Origin of the sequence: Stenotrophomonas sp. ATs4 (assembly GCF_051861585.1) — a bacterium.
GTDB classification, from domain to species: domain Bacteria; phylum Pseudomonadota; class Gammaproteobacteria; order Xanthomonadales; family Xanthomonadaceae; genus Stenotrophomonas; species Stenotrophomonas maltophilia_AS.
The window spans coordinates 380429-396279 of the sequence record NZ_JBLYPK010000004.1 but is presented as its reverse complement, the minus strand read 5'-3'; the positions used below and the strand labels follow the sequence as shown (position 1 = coordinate 396279).

Annotated in this window: 13 protein-coding genes; 7 read left to right on the top strand and 6 right to left on the bottom strand. The window is 68.2% G+C overall.

Going from position 1 to position 15851, the window contains the following annotated elements; translation table 11 throughout:
• The first annotated feature begins 62 nt into the window (after positions 1-62).
• The gene (locus ABR323_RS09880; RefSeq protein WP_135275618.1) at positions 63-461 is read left to right on the top strand and encodes a hypothetical protein; all 399 of its coding nucleotides are present in this window, start codon (positions 63-65) and stop codon (positions 459-461) included.
• Positions 462-785: 324 nt separating this feature from the next.
• Here ABR323_RS09880 and ABR323_RS09875 read toward each other — a convergent pair whose 3' ends face one another.
• The 4 genes from ABR323_RS09875 to recC all read right to left on the bottom strand — a co-directional run bounded on the left by ABR323_RS09875 (position 786) and on the right by recC (position 10345).
• Complete coding sequence (locus ABR323_RS09875; protein WP_439449155.1) at positions 786-1313, bottom strand: hypothetical protein; 528 nt, start codon at positions 1311-1313, stop codon at positions 786-788.
• A 130-nt stretch (positions 1314-1443) separates the two neighbouring features.
• Positions 1444-3324 carry an exodeoxyribonuclease V subunit alpha gene (gene recD, locus ABR323_RS09870; protein ID WP_439449154.1) on the bottom strand — a complete coding sequence of 627 codons (1881 nt, stop codon included), beginning with the start codon at positions 3322-3324 and terminating at the stop codon, positions 1444-1446.
• Positions 3321-7001, bottom strand: coding sequence for an exodeoxyribonuclease V subunit beta (gene recB / locus ABR323_RS09865; protein WP_439449153.1), 3681 nt, complete (start codon positions 6999-7001; stop codon positions 3321-3323). Before recB ends, recD begins: the two co-directional genes overlap by 4 nt.
• Positions 6998-10345 carry an exodeoxyribonuclease V subunit gamma gene (recC, locus tag ABR323_RS09860; protein WP_439449152.1) on the bottom strand — a complete coding sequence of 1116 codons (3348 nt, stop codon included), beginning with the start codon at positions 10343-10345 and terminating at the stop codon, positions 6998-7000. The genes recB and recC overlap by 4 nt, the downstream gene beginning before the upstream one ends.
• A 189-nt stretch (positions 10346-10534) precedes the next feature.
• Here recC and ABR323_RS09855 point away from each other — a divergent pair, with 189 nt between their 5' ends.
• Genes ABR323_RS09855 through ABR323_RS09830 form a run of 6 tightly spaced genes read left to right on the top strand, consistent with a single transcriptional unit; the run spans position 10535 to position 14632 of the window.
• Positions 10535-11323 (top strand): ABC transporter ATP-binding protein, encoded by a 789-nt coding sequence (locus ABR323_RS09855; protein WP_439449151.1) that lies wholly within the window; start codon positions 10535-10537, stop codon positions 11321-11323.
• Positions 11323-12072, top strand: a complete 750-nt coding sequence (locus ABR323_RS09850; RefSeq protein ID WP_005414955.1) for an MlaE family lipid ABC transporter permease subunit — start codon at positions 11323-11325, stop codon at positions 12070-12072. The genes ABR323_RS09855 and ABR323_RS09850 overlap by 1 nt, the downstream gene beginning before the upstream one ends.
• A gap of 57 nt (positions 12073-12129) precedes the next feature.
• Positions 12130-12654: an outer membrane lipid asymmetry maintenance protein MlaD gene (mlaD, locus tag ABR323_RS09845; RefSeq protein WP_010487482.1), complete on the top strand. Its 525-nt coding sequence runs from the start codon at positions 12130-12132 to the stop codon at positions 12652-12654.
• On the top strand, positions 12651-13313 hold the full coding sequence (locus ABR323_RS09840; RefSeq protein ID WP_439449150.1) for an MlaC/ttg2D family ABC transporter substrate-binding protein: 663 nt from the start codon (positions 12651-12653) through the stop codon (positions 13311-13313). The genes mlaD and ABR323_RS09840 overlap by 4 nt, the downstream gene beginning before the upstream one ends.
• On the top strand, positions 13303-13614 hold the full coding sequence (locus ABR323_RS09835) for an STAS domain-containing protein (RefSeq protein ID WP_012512544.1): 312 nt from the start codon (positions 13303-13305) through the stop codon (positions 13612-13614). The genes ABR323_RS09840 and ABR323_RS09835 overlap by 11 nt, the downstream gene beginning before the upstream one ends.
• Position 13615: 1 nt before the next feature.
• A complete protein-coding gene (locus ABR323_RS09830) occupies positions 13616-14632 on the top strand; it encodes an MlaA family lipoprotein (RefSeq protein ID WP_439449149.1) in 1017 nt (338 codons plus the stop codon).
• Positions 14633-14716: 84 nt separating this feature from the next.
• Here the strand turns inward: ABR323_RS09830 and ABR323_RS09825 are convergent, their stop codons facing one another.
• A complete protein-coding gene (locus ABR323_RS09825) occupies positions 14717-15262 on the bottom strand; it encodes a glutathione peroxidase (protein WP_439449148.1) in 546 nt (181 codons plus the stop codon).
• Between the two features lie 139 nt (positions 15263-15401).
• Positions 15402-15800: a hypothetical protein gene (locus tag ABR323_RS09820; RefSeq protein ID WP_439449147.1), complete on the bottom strand. Its 399-nt coding sequence runs from the start codon at positions 15798-15800 to the stop codon at positions 15402-15404.
• Positions 15801-15851 lie beyond the last annotated feature (51 nt).

The window sequence follows — 15851 nt, the reverse complement described above, 5'->3', positions numbered from 1 at the left end:
TTATCCTCCGGTAGCGCCGGGCCACGCCCGGCGGCCTTTCGCCCAGACAACAGGAAGCTCCAATGAGTTACGACATGATGGTGTTCGACGCCAGCATCGCCCCGCGCGAGGCGGCGGCCTTCATCGTCTGGTTTGAAAAACAGACGCAGTGGAACGAACGCCACGAGTACGACGACCCGGCGGTGAGCAGTCCTGCGCTGCAGGCCTGGTTCGCGGAGATGGCGCAGGACTTCCCGCCGTTGAACGGCCCATTGAGCAACGACGATGACGACCGTGCCGAGGTGACCGAGTACAGCATCGGCCGCGAGGTGATCTACGGCGCGTTCGCGTATTCGGTGGCCGAGCGCGCGCATGGCCGCGTACAGGACCTGGCTGAGAAGCACGGCGTGGGCTTCTTCGATGTGAGTGCCGATGAAGCCGCGATTGTGTTCCCGGATGGTCTGGTACTGATCGCTGAATGACGGGGGCGGCAGGGCTGCGCCCTGCACCTGCCGAGGCAACGTCAACGTCAAAAGCGGGCATTCCGTGGGATGGCGGGGTGGGTCCGGTTGAGGGGGACGCCGTAAACCCATCCATGGGGGCTTGGTCGCGGCATCCATGCCGCTCACACTCCCTCAACCGGACCCACCCCGCCTTCGACAGTTTCCTGCGATCTGTCGGCACGGCGTTCTGCTCTGGTAGGTGTCGACCTTGGTCGACACGGTAGATCCACGCCATGCGTGGATGAACGTCGGAATGATCGAAGTACGCTTTTGTAGAGTCGAGCCATGCTCGACTGCTTCTGGCTAGCGATTGAGGAACAGATCAACCGCTTCATCCGCTTCGTAAGCGGTTATCTGCCCAAGCATGCGTGCGACGCCGGTATTGCCGTGGGCCAACGCGAGCGATGTCAGCAACGCTGAACTCATGCTTCTATCATGCGTCTCCAGGATTACGCTGGCGGCAAAGCGAGCGAGGTTCTGGAGCGCCTCTGAGTACTGCGGCTCCAGAATGTCCGGGAGCACGATGTCGGCTTCTCGTCTCTCAACTTCAATTTTGATCGGCAGCCCAACGAAGTCGAACATCAGGAGCTCTGGCTGTCGCAGAAGCGCATCAACAATATGCGGCACCGCTGCAAACGAAGCGCTGTAGACATCCCCTTGATGGCACAAGCTGCTCCACAATTCCTCCCAGGTATCTTCAATCGGATCGTCGTCCGCTCTTTCACCCTTCGGAATACTCAGATTCGCCAGCAACTCCGGAATGTCATCCGCAGCCCCGTAGGCATGCTGTAGTTCGGCCCAGCGTGGGTCATCCAGGGCGATAAGCGCCATGTGCCGGTTCCTGTGTCGTGGGGTAGCAACGCAGGATAGGTAGCACCAGCGGCGTCATCAAAGGGCAAATGCGACATCGGGCGACGGGGGTCAGAGCCCGTTCCCGTTGGGAACGGGATCCGACCCCGATTCAGAACAGCGTGCCCTGCACCGTGGGCTGTTCGACGCGCGTTGGTGCTTCGGCCACCTCTTCCGCACCCAGCCGCCAGGCCAGGCCACCCAACCGGCTGGCGTTGCGCTTCAATGCGGCCTGCAGCACCTCGGCACTGCCCGCCACATGCAGCACCTGGCGGGCGCGGGTCAGGCCGGTGTAGACCAGCTCCCGTGACAGCACGCGGCTGTCCTGACGTGGCAGCTGCAGCCACACCTCATCGAACTCCGAGCCCTGTGCCTTGTGCACGGTCATCGCGAAGGCGCTTTCGTGCGCGGGCAGTGCCGCCGGGTGAAAGGCGCGCGGCTGGTCGACGGTATCGCCGGGGAACCAGGCCACCATCGCGCCACTGTCATCGCGCAGGCAGATGCCGATATCGCCGTTGAACAGGCGGTGCCGGAAGCTGTTCTCGGTGACCAGCAGCAGGCGGCCCTGGAAGTAGCCCGGGGTGTTGCCGGCCAGCAGCTGTTCGATGCGGCTGTTGAGCCCGCGCGCACCCTGCGGGCCTTCGCGCAACGCGGTCAGCACGCGCAGGCGCCCGGCCTGTTGCAGGGCAAGCACTGGATCGGCCGCGTCGGCCAGTGCACGCCAGTGGCCGAGCAGGTGCTCGCGCTGGCCGCGCAATGGATCGGCTTCGCCTTCGTGGAAGTGCACGCCAGCCAATGCACCGCTGCGCAGCAGCTGCAATGCGGCGCTGCTGTCGCCCTCCCGCACGGCATGTGCCAGCGGTGCCAGATCCAGCGCATCGCTCTGCCGGTAGCCGCGCTGCAGCTGCACGCGGCGGCCTGCGAAGGCGCGTGGTGCGGCCTGCGGCTGCAAGGTGGCCGGCGCCAGCAGGCCGTGCAGTACCTGCGCGTCGTCGGCGCGGGTGCCGATGCCATCACCGCTGGCACGCAGGATCGCGCTGAGCACGTCGCCCGCCTCCACCGACGGTAGCTGATCGGGATCGCCAAGCAGGATCAGCCGGGTGCCGCTGGCAATCGCGTCGACCAGCTTGGCCATCATCGGCAGATCGATCATCGAGGCTTCGTCCACCACCACCACATCCACCGGCAGCGGATTGTCGGCGTGGTGACGGAAGCGCGGTGAATCGGGAATCACGCCGAGCAGGCGATGCAGGGTGGTGCCGGTACTGGGCAGCGCCGTACACAGCGCCGGGTCCAGTCCTTGTTCCTGCAGCCGTTGCACGACTATGCGCAGGCTCTCGGCCATGCGCTCGGCGGCGCGACCGGTAGGCGCGGCCAGCGCCACCTCGGGCAGCGGCTGGCCGGCGTACCGGGCCTGCGCGGCCAGCAGCAACAACAGGCGCGCGATGGTGGTGGTCTTGCCGGTGCCGGGGCCGCCGGTGACCAGCGCCAGCGGATGGCGCAGGGTCACGCCGGCTGCGCGTGCCTGGTGATCTTCACTGTTCAATGCCTGCGGGAACAGCTGCGCGAACAACGGCGCCAACGCCGTCATGTCCGGCGCCGGCAGCGGATGCCGGCCGATGCGCTGCAGGCCGGCGGCCAACTGGCGCTCGTACTCGCGATAACGGCGCAGGTAGAGCAGCCCGTTCTCCAGCACCAGCGGCGCATCCTCGGCGATGGCGTCGGCTTGCTCCGGTGTCGCTACCCACGGCGATGCACGCAGATGTGCCAGCCAGTCCTGTGCGGCAGGCCACTCAGGCACGCCTTCCAGCGACCGCTGCGGTTGTGCCGGATCGAACGCGGCGTGGCCCTGCGACACCGCCAGCGAGGCCAGCGCCGCCGCCAGCGCCACGCTCTCGGGCGTGTCGTCGCGCAGCCGCATCAGGCTGGTCGCCAACGCGTGGTCGAGGGTGCGCAGCAGGCCCTTCTGGTGCAGTTCCTTCAGCAGGCTCATGCGCTGGCTCCACGGGCACGCGCGGCCAGTTCGGCCTGGGCCTGCTCGCCACCGGCGAACAGTGCGTCCAGCGCATCTACCAGCGCCAACGGGAAACGATCCACATGCACGCCGTTGCCAGCGGCATCCAGGCCGCGGCAGAACAGGTAGCGGATGCCGCCCATGTCGCGCTCGTAGTCGTAGGCCGCGCCCAGGCGGAAGCGCAGCCAGCGATGCAGCGCCACGGTGTAGATCAGCGCCTGCAGGTCGTACTCGCTGTGGCGCATGGCAATGGCCAGCAGGTCCGGGCTGTAGCCGGGCAGACGGTTGGACTTGTAGTCGAGCACATACCAGCAGCCATCGCGCACGTAGGTCAGGTCGATCATGCCGGTCATCAGCCCTTCCAGGCGGCGGCGCTGACCGAAGCCGCGGCGCGCGCTGGAAACACCGTGCGCATGAAGGACCTGCAGCAGCGCCGGCACCGTGGTCGGTTCGATGGCGAAATGGAAGTCGATTTCTGCGCGGCGCTCGCCTTCACCCAGGCTGTGCAGCGCACCACCTTCGGGTAGCGGCACGGTGAGCGTGTGGCCCACCAGCGGCACCAGCACGGCCACGCCATCGTCCAGATCAACGTCGGCATAGCCTTCGTCGTGCAGCGCCTTGCGCAGCACCTCGGCCTGTCCTTCAGGAGCTTCCAGACCCGGCTGCCAGTCACCCCAGGCAGCGAAGTCGACATTCTCCATCGCCTCGTGCAGCACATTGCCGAAGCGGCTGCCCATGAAGCGCGGGTCGATCGGCGTGCTGTCTTCGGCGATCGCGGCCGCTTCCGGCAGCGCCGGTTCCAGCGGCAGCTCCGGGCCGACCGGCTCGTCGGCGGCCGGTGCCGGCAGCTCGGTGGCGGCCGCTTCGATATCGTTGCCGGCACCGGCGTCTGCGTGGGCCAGCTGGGTGAAGCTGTAGACCCACCAGTCGTGCGGCACGCGCCGGGTCAGTGCACGCACCGCCGGAAGATCACCTTCTACTTCGGCCGCCAGCTGCGGCAGCGCGGCCGGTGCCTCACTGTCATCGATGTGCACGTCGGCGTGCGCGCGCAACACCTGCAGATCGCCCAGCAGCGGCGCCAGCCGGGTCTTTCCCAGCCCGGCCAGATCGCCCACGGCAATCCAAAGCGCGTGCTCGGCGCGGGTCAGTCCCACATACAGCAGGCGCGCGTCCTCGGCGCGCTGCTCGCGCTCACGTTGGCTGCTGGCCGCTTCCCAGGCCTCGTCCTTGCCCAGCTTCCAGTGCAGCTGGCGCTGGCCGCCGACGTGCACGGTGCAGTGCGAGGCGGTGTTCGGTGCGCCGCCGTCGATGCCGACAAAGGGCAGGAACACCAGCGGGTACTCCAGGCCTTTGCTCTTGTGCAGCGTGATGATCTGCACGCGGCGCGCATCCGATTCCAGGCGCAGCAGCTGCTGCTCGTCATCCTGGTCGGCGCTGGCCATCTGTCCCTGCAGCCAGTCCAGCAGGCCATGCATGCCCAGCGCCTGCGCCGAGGCTTCCTGCAGCAGTTCACCCAGCTGCAGGTAATTGGTCAGGCGGCGCTCGCCGTCGATCAGCGCCAGCAGGCGTTCGCCCTGCGCGGCACAGACATCGGCGATCACCGCGAACGGTCCGCCGCGCTGCCAGCGCTCACGCCAGTGCAGCAGCTGTGCCTGGAACCCGCGTTGCAGGTCGCCCTCGCGTTCCATCGCGGCGATCGCACTTGCGCGCTGGCCAAGCAGCACGGTGGCCAGCGCTGCACGCAGGCGGCCTTCGTCGGCCGGTTGCAGCAGTGCCAACAGCAGCGCACGGAGATCACGCGCTTCGGGGGTGGAGAACAGGCTCTGCTTGCCGGCTGCCACGGCAGGAATGCCCACCGCGGCCAGCGCGCGCTGTACCAGGGTGGCCTCGCGATGCGAGCGCACCAGCACCGCGATATCACCGGGCTGCACCGGACGCCCACGCAACACGGCATTGCCCGCACGCGCCTCGACCAGGATCTGGTGAATCGCGGCCACGCAGGCCTGGGTGGCCGCATCGCGCGAGGCATCGGCACTCATCGCCTTGTCGCCGCCACTGCGCAGCACACGCAGGGTGAGCGCCGTGGCGGCATGGCCGTCGCGCTGGTAGTCCTCGTCGGTACGCACGCCACCGGCGCGCACCGGCTCGAACTGGATGTCGCGTTCGAGGAAGGCGTCTTCGCCACCGTTGTCGTACAGCGCCTGCAACGCGCGCAGCACAGACGGTCTCGAACGGAAGTTCTGGTCCAGCACCGGCGCCTGCTGCGCCACCTGCTTGGCCTTCAGGTAGGTGTGGATATCACCGCCGCGGAAACCGTAGATCGCCTGCTTGGGGTCGCCGATCAGGAACAGCGCCGGCGCCAGGCCCAGCTCGCGCACCTCCGGCGAATCGCCGAACACGGTGTGGAAGATGCCCCACTGGCGGTCGTCGGTATCCTGGAACTCATCGACCAGCGCGATGCGGTACTGCGCGCGCAGCTGCCTGACCAGCGTCAGTCGCTGCGGGCCTTCCAGGGCGAGCGCTACGCCATCGATCAGATCGTCGTAGGTCTGCACCCGGCGCGTGCGCTTCAGCGCCTGCAGGCGCTGCGTGGCTTCGGCGCGAAGCGCGTGCAGGAAATTCAGCGCGGTGGCACGCAACCAGGCATCGCGTTCGGCCAGCAGCGCGACATAGCACGCCAACGGCGCCTGTAGCGGCGACGATGGCGTGCGGTCGGGGAACTTCTTGTTGGTCTTGTCGGCCAGCACCTCCGGCAGCAGTGCCGGCAGGCGTTCGCTGGCCAGCAGCTCGCGCGGGTCGGCGCGCTCGGCCCAGGCCAGCAACTGCCGGCCCAGCGGGTGCAGCCAGCCGAGCTTGTAGGACACGCCGTTGATCCACTTGTTGTCGACGGCATCGCAGAGGTCGATGAAGAACTGCTCGCCATGCTCGCGCACGCTTGCAGACAATGCTTCCGCCGCGCTCTGCAATGCCGGGTGTGGATCGGCCAGCGCCACCGGCTGTGGCAACGGGTGCAGCGGCGGCGCGCCCAGCAGCGCGCGCAGATCAGCGGCCAACGCATCCGGATTGGACCACAGCCAGGTCAGCGGCTCCAGCGTGACCGGGTCATTGGCATGCACGCGCCACAGATCAGCGGCCAGCTCCTCCAGCAACTCACGATCGCTGGCCAGCAGTTCCGGCGGATCAAAGGTGTGGCCGCTTTCCAGCGCATGCTCGCGCAGCACGCGGGTGCAGAAGCCGTGGATGGTGAAGATGGACGCCAGGTCGATCTCGTCGGCGGCCACCTGCAGGCGGCGTTTCAGTGCGGCGGCGCTCTCGGTGCCGCCGTGCAGATGGCGCTGCAGCACTTCGCGGGTCAATCGCACATCCGGTGCTTCGCCCTCGGCCGGTTCCAGATCGACCAGGCGCGCGGCCAGCGCCAGGCGCTCGCGGATGCGCTTGCGCAGTTCCTGGGTGGCGGCGTCGGTGAAGGTCACCGCCAGGATCTGGCCGATGCGCAAGCCCTGCTCCACCACCAGGCGGGTGAACAGCGTGGCCAGGGTGAAGGTCTTACCGGTACCGGCGCTGGCTTCGATGAGGCGGATGCCGTCCAGCGGCAGGGCCAGGTAGGGGTCGCGGCTGAGGGAATCGATGCCGTCTTTGGCAATGGCGGTGTTCATTCGCTGCCCTCCTGGCGTGTTTCGGCGCCGAGGGTGCGGCCTTCGCGCACCGCGCTGAAGACCACCTGGCTGTTGCGCAGCAGGTCGGCATAGCTGGCATCGGTGGCGAACGGGTCGGCACCGCGCAGCAGCAGCTGCCAGGCGTCACTGCTGGATTCCCCCCAGGTGCGGTCGCTGCCGTGCCACTGCTTCCAGCCTTCGCTGCGCTGCTTTTCTGTCGGCGCGTTGTACAGCACCCAGCCGGTATACGGAGCAAAGCGCAGCGGCTCACGCAGGCCGCGCTGGCGCAGCTGCAGCAGCGCACGCAGCGCCGCGCGTGCAGCGGGAACGTTCAATGCCGGCAGCACATGCGGGCCGGGGCCGGCGTCACCGCCATCGTGGAACTGCACAAGGGGCAGCGCGTCGCCAGCGGCGTTGGCCAGCAACCAGTCCAGGCCCTGGCGGATCACTGCATTGCCATTGAGCGTGCCGGCACGCAGGCGCACCAGCCCTTCGGGATGCAGATCGGCCACGCGGCCATGCAGGCGCACGCCGTCGATGTCCACCTCATAGCGACGGCTTTCCAGTGGCTCGCCCTGCATCCAGCCCAGCAGCGCGCTGGCATACGGGCGCGTCTTCAACTGCTCCACCTCGAACTGGCGCTCGCCCAATGGACCCGAGGGCAGCAGGCCACGCGCGCGCAGCCGCGGGTACAACGGCTCGGTATCGCCGCTGAGCGTGGCGCGCACCACCGCCGCCTGCACGCTGCGCTTTTCCGGCCCGCGCGAGGACAGCACCAGCGGCTCCAGGTCATCGACCTCCTCGACATCGTCGGCCAGGCGCAGGCCCAGCGACTGTGCGAGGAACTGCCCGGCCGGGTCGCACAGGAAGCGGCGCAGGGCATCGAGCGCGACCTCCTCTTCCACCGCATCGTCGAGCGGCGGCGGCAACGGTGCATCGAACCACGGCTGCAGGCCGCCGCGCTGGCCGGTGAGGCGGCCGGCAGCCGGATGCCATTGGCGGCGATAGCTGAAGCGACGCGGGTCGCCATCACCGAATGCGGCTGGCGAGAACGGCTGCAAGGCATGACGCACGGTGAAGGCACCGGTGGCCGCGGGCGGATCGAGGTGATACGCGGCGGCGGCATCGATCAGTTCGCTGACCAGCACCGACGGCTCGCGCATGCTGCCATCGCGCGGATCGGCGCCGAGATAGCTGAGATAGAACACCTCCTGCGCGGCGGCGAACAGCTGCAGGAACAGGAAGCGGTCATCCTCGCGGGTGGAGCGGTCACCCGGGCGGCGGCGCGGCGTATCCAGCTCGGCGGTGAGCTGGTTGAGGCCGGCAGCCGGGTCACGACGCGGGAAATCGCCATCATTGAGGCCCAGCACGCAGATCACCCGGAACGGCAGCAGGCGCATCGGCACCATGCGGCCGAAACTGATGCCACCGGTCAGCAGCGGCGCGCGCGTATCGGCCTCGCCCAGTGCACCAGCGAAGTGCGAACGCACCACCTCCGGCGGCACGCCGTCTTCGAAACCGGCCTTGGCGGCATCGTCGGCGAACTGGTTGAGCAGCTTGCGCAGGCGCTCCAGCGCGCGCTGGCTGTTGGGCGAGCTGGGCGCGGTGGGCAGCAGTGCATCCAGCAGCGACAGCAGGCGTTGCCGCCACTGCGCCGGGGTCAGCAGCTCGCCCAGACGGCGTTGGTAGACCGCCAGCACCCGCAGCAGGCGCAACAGCCGGTCCAGCGCGTCCAGCGCGCCGCCTTCCAGTTCGATCCATGGCGCCACCCCGGCCAGATCGGCCTCGCTGCCGGTGGCATGACCGAGTACCAGGCGATCCAGCGCGAACTGCCAGGTGTAGGCATCATCGGCCGGGGCCTGGTGCTGGTTGCGGTGTTTCGCGTCCAGGCCCCAGCGTGCGCCGGCCTGTTGCAGCCAGCCATGCAGGCGGTCGAAGTCCACCGCTTCCAGCCCGGCCGCTTCGGCCAGCGGCGCGCTGGCCAGCAGGTCCAGTATTTCATTCAAGCCAAAGCGCGAGACCGGCAGGCCCAGCAGGTGCACGAACACATCGGCCAACGGCTCGCCCGCCAGCGGACTGCTGTCGGCCAGCGCATACGGAATGTGTTCCTCGTCGCCCCCACGGCCGCCGAACACCGCTTCCAGGTACGGCACGTAGGGATCGATGTCCGGCGCCAGCACCGCGATCTCGCGCGCCTGCAGCGGCGGGTCGAAGCGCGGGTCCTGCAGCAGGCTGCGCAGCTGGTCGTGCAGCACCTGCAGCTCACGCAGGCGGGTATGGCAGGCGTGTACCTGCAGGCTGGGGTCGTCGCTGCGCAGGCCGTCGCGCAGCTCGCCCGAGGGCAGCGCGCGGCGATGGAACAGGTCGCGCTGCAGGCGATGCAGCAGGCTGTCGGACAGCCCGCCTTCGTCCAGGGTCGGCCGGGTGTCCTCCTCCGGATCGGAATAGGCGGCGATCTCGCCGGCCGGATGCACCACCTCATAGCTGCCCAGCACCGCCATGAAGTCGCGCCCGGCCGCACCCCAGGCTTCCAGCAGGCGGTTCTCGCCGGCTGCTTCACCGAAGGGATCCGGCGCGCCACTGCGCAGGCGCTCGGCCAGCGTCTGCAGGTCGCCCCAGTACGACTGCACCGGCGTGGGCATATAGAAGTGCAGCTCGCCCACCCGGGCCTGGGTCGCCATCACCCGCAGCACGTCGGGCGAGATGTTGAGCGTCGCGAACGCAGACATGCGCAGCGGCAGGCCTTGCGGCAGCGGCTGGCCGGCGCCTTCGAAGCGGTCCAGGTACTCCTGGATGCGGCGCGCACGGTAGTCGTGGCCGCGGGTAATGGTGCGCCACAGGATTGCCTGTGGATCGGCCGGATCTGCGCCGGCCGCCCAGCGCAGCAGCCAGTCACGCCGCCAGGCCTGGTACTTCTCGAACACCGAGGCCAGCTCGCCGGCCAGCGCCCACGGCTTCAAAGCATCATCGCCGGCAAGATAGGACTGCAGCACGCGCATCGGTGGCTGCGCCAGCAACGACGGATCGCGCAGCGCCTGGTACAGCTTCCAGTGCAGGCCGGCGGCGTCCAGATCGTCCTGCTCACCGCTGACGTTGGCCTTCAGCGCGCGGGCCACGAACTCACCCGGGGTCAAGAACTCAAGGTTCGCAGCGACACCGAACTCGGCCGCCAGTGTCGCCTGCAGCCAGCGCCGCATTGCCACCTGCGGAATCAGCACCACTTCCGGCGCCAGCAGCGGCTGGCCCGGCACCGGCGCACGCACGTTGCGCGCCAGCAGCGCGGCCAGCACGTCCAGGGAGTTGGAATGGTAGAGGCGGAAGTCGCTGCCTGGGTCACTCATCATGCACAGTGTGCAGGACGGCAGGCAGTATTCAATGGTCAGCCCATCGCCGGTACGGATTGTTCCGGGCTGCCGGGCGATTGTCCCGGCCTGCGCGAGGCCTTGCCGTGCAACAATACTGGACCGTCCAGTCTGCTTATGTTCAGCCGACGGGCCCGATCCTTCGATGTCTAAAAAACGTTAATGGTGCCCATGTCGGCTTCCGCCTCCAGTCTGGTGCAGTTATCCAACGTCCGCATCGACCGGAGCGGGCGCACGATCCTGCGCGATGTATCGCTGCAGGTGCCCAAGGGCAGCATCACCGCTGTGCTCGGTCCGTCCGGCAGCGGCAAGTCGACCCTGCTGGCGGCGCTGACCGGCGAACTGCGCCCGGTCGCTGGCGATGTCACCCTGTTCGGCAAGCCGATCCCGCATGACAGCGGTGCACTGCTGGAAATGCGCAGGAGTGTGGGCGTACTGCTGCAGGGCAATGGCCTGCTGACCGACCTGACCGTGGCCGAGAACGTCGCACTGCCGCTGCGCACCCATACCCGCCTGCCGGCGGCGGTGCTGCGCCGGCTGGTGCAGATGAAGCTGCATTCGGTGGGCCTGCTGGCCGCCGCCGATGCCTGGCCGCGCGAGCTGTCCGGCGGCATGGCCCGACGCGTGGCGCTGGCCCGCGCGCTGGCGCTGGACCCGCCGCTGATGATCTACGACGAACCGTTGACCGGGCTGGACCCGATCGCCTCGGGGGTGATCATGAGCCTGATCCAGCGCCTCAATCACAGCCTGGGCCTGACCAGCATCATCGTCAGCCACCACGTGCACGAGACGCTGCCGATCTGCGACCAGGTGATCGCGATCGCCAATGGCGGTGTCGTGTTCCAGGGGTCTCCCGAAGCGCTGCAGTCCAGCCAGGATCCGCTGCTGCGGCAGTTCCTGCACGGCCAGCCCGATGGTCCCATCCCGTTCGATGCCGCGCCGCGCGCGAGGGTTGCCTGATGCCGTTCGTGCAAGCCACCCGCTCGTTGGGCCGTGCCGGCCTGTTCTCGCTGACCGTGCTGCGTGGCTCGCTGCCGACCCGTGATTTCCTGGCCGAGCTGACCCGTGAGATCTACAAGATCGGCGCACGCTCGCTGCCGATCATCGCCGTTGGTGGTGCCTTCGTCGGCCTGGTGCTGACCCTGCAGGGCTACCGCACGCTGACCACCTTCGGCGCGGCCGACGCGCTGTCGACCCTGCTCGGCCTGTCGCTGTACCGCGAACTGGCGCCGGTGCTGACCGCGCTGCTGTTCATCGGCCGCGCCGGCAGCTCGATTGCCGCCGAACTGGGCCTGATGCGTGCCACTGACCAGATCAAGGCGCTGGAGCTGATGGCGATCGATCCGGTGGCCAAGGCCGTGGCACCGCGCTTCTGGGCGGCGGTGCTGACCGTGCCGTTGCTGACCGGCATCTTCTGTTCGCTGGCGATCAGTGCCAGCTACTTCGAAGCGGTGCATGTACTGGGCCTGGACAATGGCGTGTTCTGGTCGGCACTGCGCAACAGCGTGGACTTCTGGGACGACTTCGGCGTGGCGATGCTGAAGTCGGCGATCTTCGGCGGCACTGCCGCGCTGGTCGCCGCCTACGTTGGTTTCCATGCCGAGCCGACCATCGAGGGTACCTCGGTGGCGACTACCCGTGCGGTGGTCAACGCCTCGCTGCTGGTGCTGATGTTCAACTTCGTGCTGTCGGCAATGTTGTTCACCTAACCCCTCCACCGGCGGTGCGCATGCGCGCGGCCACAACGAATCGATCAGGTAATCCACATGGCCATCCGCGGTCCCAGACTCGAATTTTCCGTCGGCGCCTTCCTGCTGCTGGCCCTGGCCTCGCTGATGGTGCTGGCCGTGGCCTCGACCAACCAGCGCTGGAGCTGGGGCAGCGAAGGCTATGACCTGAAGGCACGCTTCTCCCAGGTCGGCCAGCTGCGCAAGCAGGCGCCGGTGAAGATCGGCGGCGTCACCGTCGGCCAGGTCGCTTCGATCGACCTGGACCCGGTGAAGTTCGAATCGATCGTGACCCTGCGCATGGACAGCAAGGTCAAGGACCTGCCGGCGGACACCTCGGCCGGCATCTTCACCAGTGGTTTGCTCGGCGAGAGCTATATCGGTCTGCAGCCGGGCGGTGATCCGGACGTGCTCAAGGCCGGCGACGAGATCGTCTTCACCCAGCCGGCGGTGGACCTGATCCAGCTGGTCGGCAAGTACATGTTCAGTGGCGGCGCCGGTGGCGGTGCTGCTCAGAAGCCCAACGATGGCGCGCAGGCGCCTGCAACGGAACCGCAACCATGAAGATGAAACTGATCCCGGCCCTGCTCGCCTCGGCGCTGCTGGTGGCCACTCCGTTCCTCGCCCAGGCCCAGGCCGCCGCGCCTGCCGCTGCCGCAACGCAGGGCCAGGCCGGCAAGGTGGTGATCGATGCCAGCAGCCGCATCCTGTCCACGCTGCAGCAGCGCAAGAGCGAGTTCACCAGCAATCCGGCCAGCCTGCGCAGCTACATCGACAGCGAGCTGACCCGCACCTTCGACCGCGACTACGCCGCGCGCCTGGTGCTGGGCCCGCACGCCCGCGGCGCCTCCGATGCCGACATCAAGCTGTTTGCCGATGCAATGGCCGACAGCCTGATGCAGCGCTACGGTTCGACCCTGCTCAACATCCAGGGCAAGCCGAGCTTCCGCCTGAAGGGTGAAAGCCCGCTGCCGGGCAACCGCGGCGTGCGCGTGAGCACCGAACTGGTCCGTGCCGGCAACGAGCCGACCCCGGTCGAGTACTGGATGCGCAACGTGAACGGCCAGTGGAAGATCTTCGACGTCAACATCGAAGGCATTTCCTATGTGCAGACCTTCCGCAACCAGTTCGACACCCCGCTGCGCCAGAAGGGCATCAAGCAGGTGGCCACCGAACTGCACAGCGGCAGCATGCAGGCCGGGCCCGCGGGCAATGGCAAGTAACGCGCTGGCGCTGCTGGAAGGCGACACCCTGCGCCTGCGTGGGGTGCTGGACCGTGCTGCGGTGATCGCACTGTGGCCGCAGCTGCAGGCCCTGCCGGCGAAGCTGGCACGGCTGGAACTGGGCGAGGTCGAGCGCGTTGACAGCGCTGGCCTGGCCCTGCTGGCCGAACTGGCCGCCCGTGCACGCACGAGCGGCCATCCGCTGGCAATCTCCGGCGCGCCGGCCGGCTACAACGAATTGAGCGCAGCCTACCGGCTGTCGCCCGACCTGGATTTCAACGCTACTTCTGCTGCGAGCTGACATGAACGTCGTACGCACTCTCCCCCTGATCGTCCTGGCCACCGCCCTCACCGCCTGCGCCGGCAAGCCCGCGCGCAGCGATGCACCGGTAGCCGGCACCGTGGTCCCGGCCAGCACCATCGCCGAGCCCTCCGCCCCCACCACCGATACTGGAACCGTCGACGCCGCGCCGGCAGCAGCCGTGGTTGCTGCACCTGCACCGGCCACGCCGACGCCAGCCGTACCGGCTCGCAGCGCCGACACCGATGCGGCCAGGGCCGCCGCAGCGACCGCACCCGGCGGCGACGACGACTTCGATGCCCTCTACGGTGGTGCCGGCAACACCGGCAGCGCGGCGGCCTACGACCCGTGGGAACCGTTCAACCGCAAGGTGCACAAGTTCAACAATGCGGTCGACCGCGGCGTCGCCCGTCCGTTGGCCACCGCCTATACCCACGTGGTGCCACGCTTCGCGCGTACCGGCGTCAGCAACTTCTTCAGCAACCTCCGTGCACCGGTGACCATCACCAACCAGCTGCTGCAGGGCCGCGGTGGCGATGCCTGGGACAGCCTTGGCCGCTTCCTGATGAACAGCACGCTGGGTATCGGCGGCCTGTTCGATCCGGCCAGCAAGGCGATGGTGCCGCGTCGCAATGAGGACTTCGGCCAGACCCTCGGTGCCTGGGGCTGGCGTCGTTCGCGCTACGTGGAGCTGCCGTTCTTCGGCCCGCGTACCGTGCGCGATGTGTTCGGCCTGGCCGGTGACATTCCGCTGTCGCCGATCCGCCGCATCGAAGAGGACAAGCTCCGCATCGGCCTGCAGGGTCTGCAGCTGGTCGATACCCGCGCGCAGCTGCTGGCGATCGACGACCTGCGCGACACCGCCGTGGACGAGTATTCGCTGGTACGCGATGCGTGGATGCAGCGCCGCAACTACCAGATCGAGAACGATCTGCGCAGCAAGCGCGACCGTGGCCACGAAGATGCCAATTCGCCGATCCCGGTCGATGCGATGCCGATGCCGCAGTGGACGCACTGAGTCCTTTCAGCGGCGCATGAAAAACCCCGCCTCGGCGGGGTTTTTCTTTTCCGGTAGGTGCCAACCTTGGTTGGCACGCTTTCCTCAGGCCGCCAGCGCGGCCTCGATGGCCTCGCGCAGGCGCGCGTCATCGGCGGCCACATCCGGGGCGAAGCGGGCGATGACCTTGCCGTCGCGGCCGACCAGGAACTTCTCGAAGTTCCACAGCACCGCCGGTGCTGCGTGGATCGGGATCTCCTTGCTGGCCAGGCGCTCACGCAGCGGGCCTTCGCCGATCGACTGCGGCTGGGCAGCGGTCAGCTGCTGGTACAGCGGGTGGGTGTCGTCACCGGCCACGCTGATCTTGGAGAACATCGGGAAGCTGACGTCATAGGTGAGCTGGCAGAACTGCTGGATTTCCGCCTCGCTGCCCGGCTCCTGGCCGAGGAAGTTGTTGGCGGGGAAGCCCAGCACTTCCAGGCCCTGTGCCTGCTTTTCCGCATACAGCGCCTGCAGGCCTTCGTACTGCGGGGTCAGGCCGCACTTGGAGGCGACGTTGACCAGCAGCAGCACCTTGCCCTGGTAGTCGGCAAGCGAGGACGGCTGGCCGTCGATGGTGGTGAGGGAAATGTCCTGGATCGGGGTGCTCACGCGGGGGCTCCGGCTACAGCGGGGAATGGCCCACCAGCATAGCGCCGCGCGCGCTGTTGGTAGTGCCGGCCGCTGGCCGGCAACCGCGCGATCATTCCCAAGGGTTCATGCGGTTGCCGGCCAGCGGCCGGCACGACGATCAGTCCACGCAGATCGTGCCCTGCGCCTTGCCGTCATCGATGCGCTGGCGGCAGCCGAAGGTCTGGCTGGCATCGCGCTGGCAGGTACCGATGGCGGCACTGCCGGCAGCCACCTTGCCCGTGGCCAGGCACTGGCCGCTGCAATCGCTCTTGCGGGTGCAGGCCTTGCCGGCGTCGGCATGGGGAATCACGCACTGCTCGCGCTGCAGGCGGCCGAGCCGCTGCAGGGTCCCGCCGGCGGCCTGGCAGTCGACGTCGCGCGCTTCCTGGTAGGCCTCGGCCGCTTCGGCGCTGGTGGCTGCGGCAGGTGCCGCCGCCGTGTCGGCGGCCGGGGGCGTGCTGCTGCAGGCGGCAAGCAGCGCGGTCAGGACGAGGCTGGTGAAGCGGCGCAGGCGCATGACGAGACCTGATCTGGGTGGACAGGCCGCCAGCATACGCATCGACGATGC

Bases quoted from the DNA above. Each gene is read 5' to 3' on its own strand.
- ABR323_RS09880 (WP_135275618.1), top strand. From the start codon at position 63: ATGAGTTACGACATGATGGTGTTCGACGCCAGCATCGCCCCGCGCGAG.
- ABR323_RS09875 (WP_439449155.1), bottom strand. From the start codon at position 1,313: ATGGCGCTTATCGCCCTGGATGACCCACGCTGGGCCGAACTACAGCAT.
- recD (WP_439449154.1), bottom strand. From the start codon at position 3,324: ATGAGCCTGCTGAAGGAACTGCACCAGAAGGGCCTGCTGCGCACCCTC.
- recB (WP_439449153.1), bottom strand. From the start codon at position 7,001: ATGAACACCGCCATTGCCAAAGACGGCATCGATTCCCTCAGCCGCGAC.
- recC (WP_439449152.1), bottom strand. From the start codon at position 10,345: ATGATGAGTGACCCAGGCAGCGACTTCCGCCTCTACCATTCCAACTCC.
- ABR323_RS09855 (WP_439449151.1), top strand. From the start codon at position 10,535: ATGTCGGCTTCCGCCTCCAGTCTGGTGCAGTTATCCAACGTCCGCATC.
- ABR323_RS09850 (WP_005414955.1), top strand. From the start codon at position 11,323: ATGCCGTTCGTGCAAGCCACCCGCTCGTTGGGCCGTGCCGGCCTGTTC.
- mlaD (WP_010487482.1), top strand. From the start codon at position 12,130: ATGGCCATCCGCGGTCCCAGACTCGAATTTTCCGTCGGCGCCTTCCTG.
- ABR323_RS09840 (WP_439449150.1), top strand. From the start codon at position 12,651: ATGAAGATGAAACTGATCCCGGCCCTGCTCGCCTCGGCGCTGCTGGTG.
- ABR323_RS09835 (WP_012512544.1), top strand. From the start codon at position 13,303: ATGGCAAGTAACGCGCTGGCGCTGCTGGAAGGCGACACCCTGCGCCTG.
- ABR323_RS09830 (WP_439449149.1), top strand. From the start codon at position 13,616: ATGAACGTCGTACGCACTCTCCCCCTGATCGTCCTGGCCACCGCCCTC.
- ABR323_RS09820 (WP_439449147.1), bottom strand. From the start codon at position 15,800: ATGCGCCTGCGCCGCTTCACCAGCCTCGTCCTGACCGCGCTGCTTGCC.